Origin of the sequence: Nostoc sp. PCC 9305, from assembly GCF_963920915.1 — a bacterium.
In the GTDB taxonomy this organism is placed as follows: Bacteria; Cyanobacteriota; Cyanobacteriia; order Cyanobacteriales; family Nostocaceae; genus Nostoc.
The window spans coordinates 49,454-55,453 of sequence record NZ_CAWUDN010000050.1 but is presented as its reverse complement, the minus strand read 5'-3'; the positions used below and the strand labels follow the sequence as shown (position 1 = coordinate 55,453).

General features: G+C 41.7%; 5 protein-coding genes. 3 read left to right on the top strand and 2 right to left on the bottom strand.

Going from position 1 to position 6,000, the window contains the following annotated elements:
• Positions 1–295: 295 nt before the first annotated feature.
• The 3 genes from ACM0OX_RS19350 (at position 296) to ACM0OX_RS19340 (ending at position 3,829) form a co-directional block, all read left to right on the top strand.
• Positions 296–502, top strand: coding sequence for a hypothetical protein (locus ACM0OX_RS19350; protein ID WP_414516671.1), 207 nt, complete (start codon positions 296–298; stop codon positions 500–502).
• A gap of 98 nt (positions 503–600) precedes the next feature.
• Positions 601–2,814, top strand: coding sequence for a hypothetical protein (locus tag ACM0OX_RS19345; RefSeq protein ID WP_414516670.1), 2,214 nt, complete (start codon positions 601–603; stop codon positions 2,812–2,814).
• Positions 2,786–3,829 (top strand): NAD(P)/FAD-dependent oxidoreductase, encoded by a 1,044-nt coding sequence (locus tag ACM0OX_RS19340; RefSeq protein WP_414516669.1) that lies wholly within the window; start codon positions 2,786–2,788, stop codon positions 3,827–3,829. Before ACM0OX_RS19345 ends, ACM0OX_RS19340 begins: the two co-directional genes overlap by 29 nt.
• Before the next feature lie 85 nt (positions 3,830–3,914).
• Here ACM0OX_RS19340 and ACM0OX_RS19335 read toward each other — a convergent pair whose 3' ends face one another.
• Positions 3,915–5,033, bottom strand: a complete 1,119-nt coding sequence (locus tag ACM0OX_RS19335) for a ParB/RepB/Spo0J family partition protein (RefSeq protein ID WP_414516668.1) — start codon at positions 5,031–5,033, stop codon at positions 3,915–3,917.
• Positions 5,034–5,035: 2 nt separating this feature from the next.
• Positions 5,036–5,827 (bottom strand): ParA family protein, encoded by a 792-nt coding sequence (locus ACM0OX_RS19330; RefSeq protein WP_069074846.1) that lies wholly within the window; start codon positions 5,825–5,827, stop codon positions 5,036–5,038.
• Between the last annotated feature and the right edge of the window lie 173 nt (positions 5,828–6,000).

The following is a 6,000-nucleotide window of genomic DNA, read 5'->3' as shown; positions in this document are numbered from 1 at the left end:
TCTCCGTATTTACTTATCTTTACATAGTTTAGTTTTTTTATGCCCACCTACTTAATTCACTTTCCACGATTCAATGTGATGTCTGCGACGGGCTACGCCTACGCTCAAATCTTTGTCAATAAGCAGGAATTAATGAGATTTGTCTAGCGACTTTTTATTTGTCCCTGTGCCAAATTAAAATGCCACTTGGATAGGAAATCGCAAGGTATCCATGCATTTCTGGAAAAGAGATTGTGGCATGTGTAGTCAGAGAACAAATATCACTTGATGCAAAACTATAGCTCAAGAGGGACTAATGATTGATCGCTTTGTAAATCTAATTTTTATCGATTCCTTTGCCCTGGCAATTAACCTGACGTTTGGTGCATTACTTGGCACTAAAATCTGCAACTATTCATGGGAGGGAGATGTAGGTCGTGAGGGAGCAACACCAGAAAGTCACGCTAGTTCTTCTGAACCGCCACCATCCTTAGAGGAAGTAGATATAATCACTTCTATTTGATGAAGCTTGCCTGCCCCAATTGTCAAAAGCGATTGCAATCGGGAGAGTGCCGTTATGCAAACTTTAACTACTAACTGTAAAATTGAGGATATTAAGTCATGGCTCTCATTGATGAAGTTAAACAGGTTTGCTCGCGCCTAGCCTCTGTTGGCTGGCGAGATTTGCTACTCCAGCAAGGGCTAGATATCACAGCAACAAACCTCCAGCAGGAATTAACTAAAGAACTATCGGCTATCAATCGTCAGATAGTAGGGTTTGAAGATTTTGCCTTTGAAGGGAAACGAGCAATAGAAGCAGGAAATCCATCTCGGAGCTTGCTGTTTCATGCCTTGGCTTCACCCAATGTTATAAGTGCCAATCTCGGCGCATATCCCACCCTAGCAGAACTCGAAATTATTGAAAATTTTGTTTATGGAGTGCAGCCTCCTTCTTTACAAGATTTGCAAGTTCTGGCTTCAAGACAACCATTAGCGATCGCAGTGTTTGCTTGTGAATATCGCCCAGCTTCGGAAACTGTCCACCGTCAGCACGCTTCACTTTGTTTTTCGCGCACAGGTGTGGCACGAGTCGGAAACAGACAAGCGTTATATAATGATAAACTGCGCGGATTTCTCCCAGCCGTGGAAGGTGACTTAAAAGAAACTTTTCGCGTCTTGCCAGCTCGTTATTCTGCCTATATTGCTGTTCAACGCACTGGTAATCAAGATACTTTTGGCCCGTTGCGTTTTCAGGATGGTGATAATAGCAGACTATTCTGGGTTCCGCTCCACAAGTTATTCAACGGTACAGAATGCATTCGTGGCTTTGACTTACAAGTGGCAATAAAAGCTCATCATGTCAATCAAAAACTGCGGCGGATTCATTTAGCATTAAAAAACACAGGCTGGGATGAACCAGACATTAGTAACCCGCCATTTATTTTTACAGAAGGCATTGCTGAATTCACAACAGCGTCTGAGTTTGGCACAGGGCTTTTAGTTCCAGTTGTTCACCCAAATCTCATTGAAGCAGCTACTTATCAAGGAAAGCTACTCACCTTTAAAGTTCCACCGAATAGTCCAACCCTATCTTCTAGCCTAGCTATTCCTGCGGATAAAACCACAGGAGCAAGACACGCTCCAGAGTATGTTCATGTCCGCCATAAAATATTGCCCAATGGTCAACAAGAAAATCTCAACGACCAGAAAGATGTGGAAGCGGTTGTGAAAGCAGGTGGCTATGATGCTCAACACTATCTTGACTTTACAGGCGATGGGTCGATTGAAGCAATATGTCCAGAGTTAGCGGTGGCAATTCCTCGCAACGTGCCTGCCTATTCTCTGGTAACAGCACCAGATTTTTTCCCCAGTTGCGACCAGCGAGAGCTATTAGAATGGACAGAGCAATCAGTACCTAGCAGACTCAGACAGAATCTTTGGCAAGTTTCCCCGGAAACATTATCTGACAATCGCTTTGCTCCCAACCTGCAATTAGAAGATGTTGATTTTCGACCAGAAGATAAAACTGTAACTGCAATTGTCTCTTTACCCCATCAAGGTTCGGTGCGACAAATGCCGTTGAATGGTTCCCCAACAACCCGACAAGCATATCTTCCAGATGCGGCGGCGGGAGTGTTTGCTCCTGGTTGGGATGTGAGTTTTGATCGCACCAACCAAGTGGAACACCTAGCAAGCTACGGCTTAGGCAGCCCTTTTCCAGAGGACTCCAAACTTTGTGCTGCACTTAGTACATTTTGGCCCGCAGTAGCTCCTGATGCAGCCCGGACGTTTCAGCCAAATCCCATCTGGCCCACCGTCAGCCCACTAACAGATGCAGAAATTGGCCAGGTTGGCAACTTACCGTGGGATGGAATCTCTGGGCCTCGACGCATCACCAAGAATGGCAAAGAGTTGATAGAGTATTCAGATTTTGCTCATGCAGATTATGTAGAGAGTTCTTTAGAAAATAAATTTTCGCTTTCATTGACGGCTAAGGTTGATGTACGTGAATACGAAGCCAGAGTGTTGGCAATGGCAAATGTTTACCAAGTCTTAAGGATTAGACCTGAAGATAGGGGAAAATGGAGCGTGTTTTCCTTCCAATCAGTACAACCGACCAATTCTGAATTACAACAGGCACAAACTCAAACACAAACTAGGCTTGGTGGAAATATCTATCAGTTTGAGATTTATCGTCATGGAAATTCATTTTTAGACCCAGAAGATTCTCGAAAACGCTTGGTTGCAATCGAAGAAACTGTAACTCTGTTTGTTACACCAGTTAATATTGTGTTAAAACGCTCTAATGGAACCTGGTCTAGAAGACGTGTCTAATTGCGATGTGCTTGTAGTTGGGGGTGGGCCGGGGGGTTGCGCTACTGCTATTGGCTGCGCCCAACTAGGGCTAAAAGTTGTCCTGATTGAGTCGAAGCCATTTCCTCGTACACATCCTGGTGAAACATTACACCCTGGTGTTGAACCACTACTTAAGCAGTTAGGGGTACTTGAGCCAGTGTTAGCAGCTGGCTTTCTTCGCCACAAGGGAAACTGGGTGCAGTGGTCAGAGGAGAGCGAGTTTGTCCCCTTTGGCGAAGATGATTCGGGAGCATGGCTAGGATTTCAAGCCTGGAGAGCCGATTTTGATACAATTTTGCTGAATTGCGCCAGAGAAATAGGTGTTAAGGTTATACAACCTTGCCACGCTTCCCGTTTAGTGATGGATGGGTGCAGAGTAATTGGTGTTGAGACTTCTCTTGGAACTTTTCGGGCAGCTAAAATCATTGATGCTACCGGAGATCATCATTGGCTTGCTCAACAATTAGGCTTAGAAATTTGTTATCATTCCCCACGTCTGATTGCCTATTATGGTTATGTAATAGGAGAATGCCCAGCCCGAGATGATGCCCCAGCGATTGTTGCCGATTCCTCTGGTTGGACGTGGACTGCGAAAGTGCGATTGCAACTTTATCAATGGACGCGCTTATCATTTGTAGAGCAGAAAATCGCAAAAGATTGGCTACCCAATGAATTCTTTGGGTTAAAGATTTACCAAGCAATGCGGGCCGCTAATGTTACCTGGCGAATCGTTTCACAACCCGCCGGATATGGTTACTTTCTGGTTGGGGATGCAGCAATGGTACTTGATCCGACATCAAGTCATGGTGTTCTCAAAGCAATTATGTCTGGTATTTGGGTTAGCCATGCGATCGCATCAGAACTCTTAGGTAATCTTACAGAGCAACAAGCTATTGACCATTACTGTTTATGGATTCATAACTGGTTTCGACACGATATGAAAAACTTAAGTAGCCTAATTGCTAAGTTGCCTAGCCCTCCCTTTTGGATCTAACCAAATAAAAATTTATCGTACAGTCTGATTCTCAGAGATACTATGACAACCTATGAAACAATTTGTAAAAGTAAGAATATTGAATTTATTTACTTGTAGCAATAACTTTGTCAATTTCTTGTAATTTTTGCTGAAAGAGAGAGCGCATTTCATGAAGCTGTTTACTACTAGCTTTTTTAAGCAAATCTCCAGAAATTCCATTAACTTTTTGGAATATCACTTTTACCTCTTTTAACTCTTGTTCATTTGACTTTAAATACTTGACCTTAATTTTTCTAACCAGTTCACGAGTTTCTGTTACTGTCAGATTTTTCTTTAAGACTTCATCTGTTGCTGCAATCCGTTCTGATGCTGCTTGATTTTCGGAGATGTCTAATGCCTTGGCAGATAGAGTTGCCAATGCTAAAGCATGAGCGCCTTTGAGTCCATGCTGCCTGATGACCTGTTTTAAATCTTCAGGCAGATAAAGCATCGGCATTAGATTAGCTTTCACAGAACTAGGATTTAACCCTAACTCTAGCAGCACTAGTAGTAGACTCTGTTCTTTGCCTGTAATTTCCAATAGTTCTAAGCCCTGTTGCTGTTCATCGACGCTAACAGCCATCAATTTTGCTAGCTCTTTACTATTTCCATTTCTCTCTATTCTTTTAATTACCGTTCCCAACATTGTGGAAACTTCATCCATTGACAAATTAGCGGACTTCATTACTTCTTTAAATACTGCCTCTGCTTTATCTAAAGGATTCAAGTCTTCAAAGCCAAGAAAAGTTAGTAATGCAGATTGATCTAAGTCATTAGGCATTGCCACTATTACTGCACGAATAGTTGACCAGCCTAGTAATTTAGCTCCTTCAGTACGTAGCTGCCCATCTAACAGTATGTAACGACCATTACTCTGTCTGACTAAGATGACTGCTGAAATCTGCCCGTGTTTTTTGAGTAATCGTGCTTTTGCTTGTATTAATTCTGGTGTAATTGTCTGCCGAGGCTGATTAGGATTCGGGTCAATGAGATTTAAATCAACTTGTACTTCTCCTGATTGATTTTGAAGTTGTTCTCGGAGTTTTTGCAGTTCATTCTCTAACTCAGGAGATTGTGCGGTTCTGAGTCTTTCTATTTCTATTTGAAGTTCAGCAATTTTTTGTTCTTGCTCAGTTTTTTGAACTGCGCTACTAAATTTACTAGCAATTTTAGGCAAAGCCACGATTATTTTTTCTCCTTAATTAAAGCAACTAAATCATCTGTAATTTGCTTAAAATCTTTACAAGCAGGATGTTTGGGACGGTATTTTTGTAAAGGTAGCCCGTGAGCGCTAGCATTTTTGAATTCATTGGAACTACGAACTTTGGGGTAAAGTTTCAATTGTAAATGTTCAGTTATTTCTGGTAATTGCTCTAGATATTGTCTGTGCATCGCTACGGTATCATCATACATACTTGGCACAAACCCTAAAATTGGTGGACGAGGTGATAACTGTAACTCATCGCTGGTTGAAATGCACCATTCTACCAATTCTGCTGAACCAGAAATCGCTTTCATTTCTAATTGCACTGGGACTAATATGTGAGTTGAAGCCGCTAAAGCATTAACATTCAGCATTCCCAATGTGGCCGGACAATCCAAGATTACTAAGTTATGAGGTAATGGGTAGTTTTTTAAGCGATCGCTAAGTGTGTACTCTCCTCGTTTCCTAATTACTAATTCGTTGGCCATTTCAGCCATTAATGGATGTCCTTGGCAGACTTGAATTTTTGATTCTTCCCAAACCGAAATTAATTTCCAATCCCCCTTAAAATCTTTGGATAATGCTTTAACTAAAGTATTAGATACTTCAGCAGGTGGTACCCCACAAAACACATCTAAAGAGCGTTGTGGATCTAAGTCAAGTATTGCTACAGAAAAGCCACGCCGAACTATCTCGTATGCAAGGTGTACACTGAGTGTAGTTTTACCTACACCGCCTGCATTAGCTATCAGTGAGAGAACTATCTGCTTCATATCAGTTTTTTTGTCGGATTTTGAAATTCGACATAAGCTTTTGAAAAATGTATATCATGCATTTGTATTTGTCACCTATTTCTGTCGTATTTTAAAATACGACACATTTTTTAAGGATTGAGAAATAAACAAAATTAAATTGAAATCAACCCAACGTCCATCTAAACCATCAA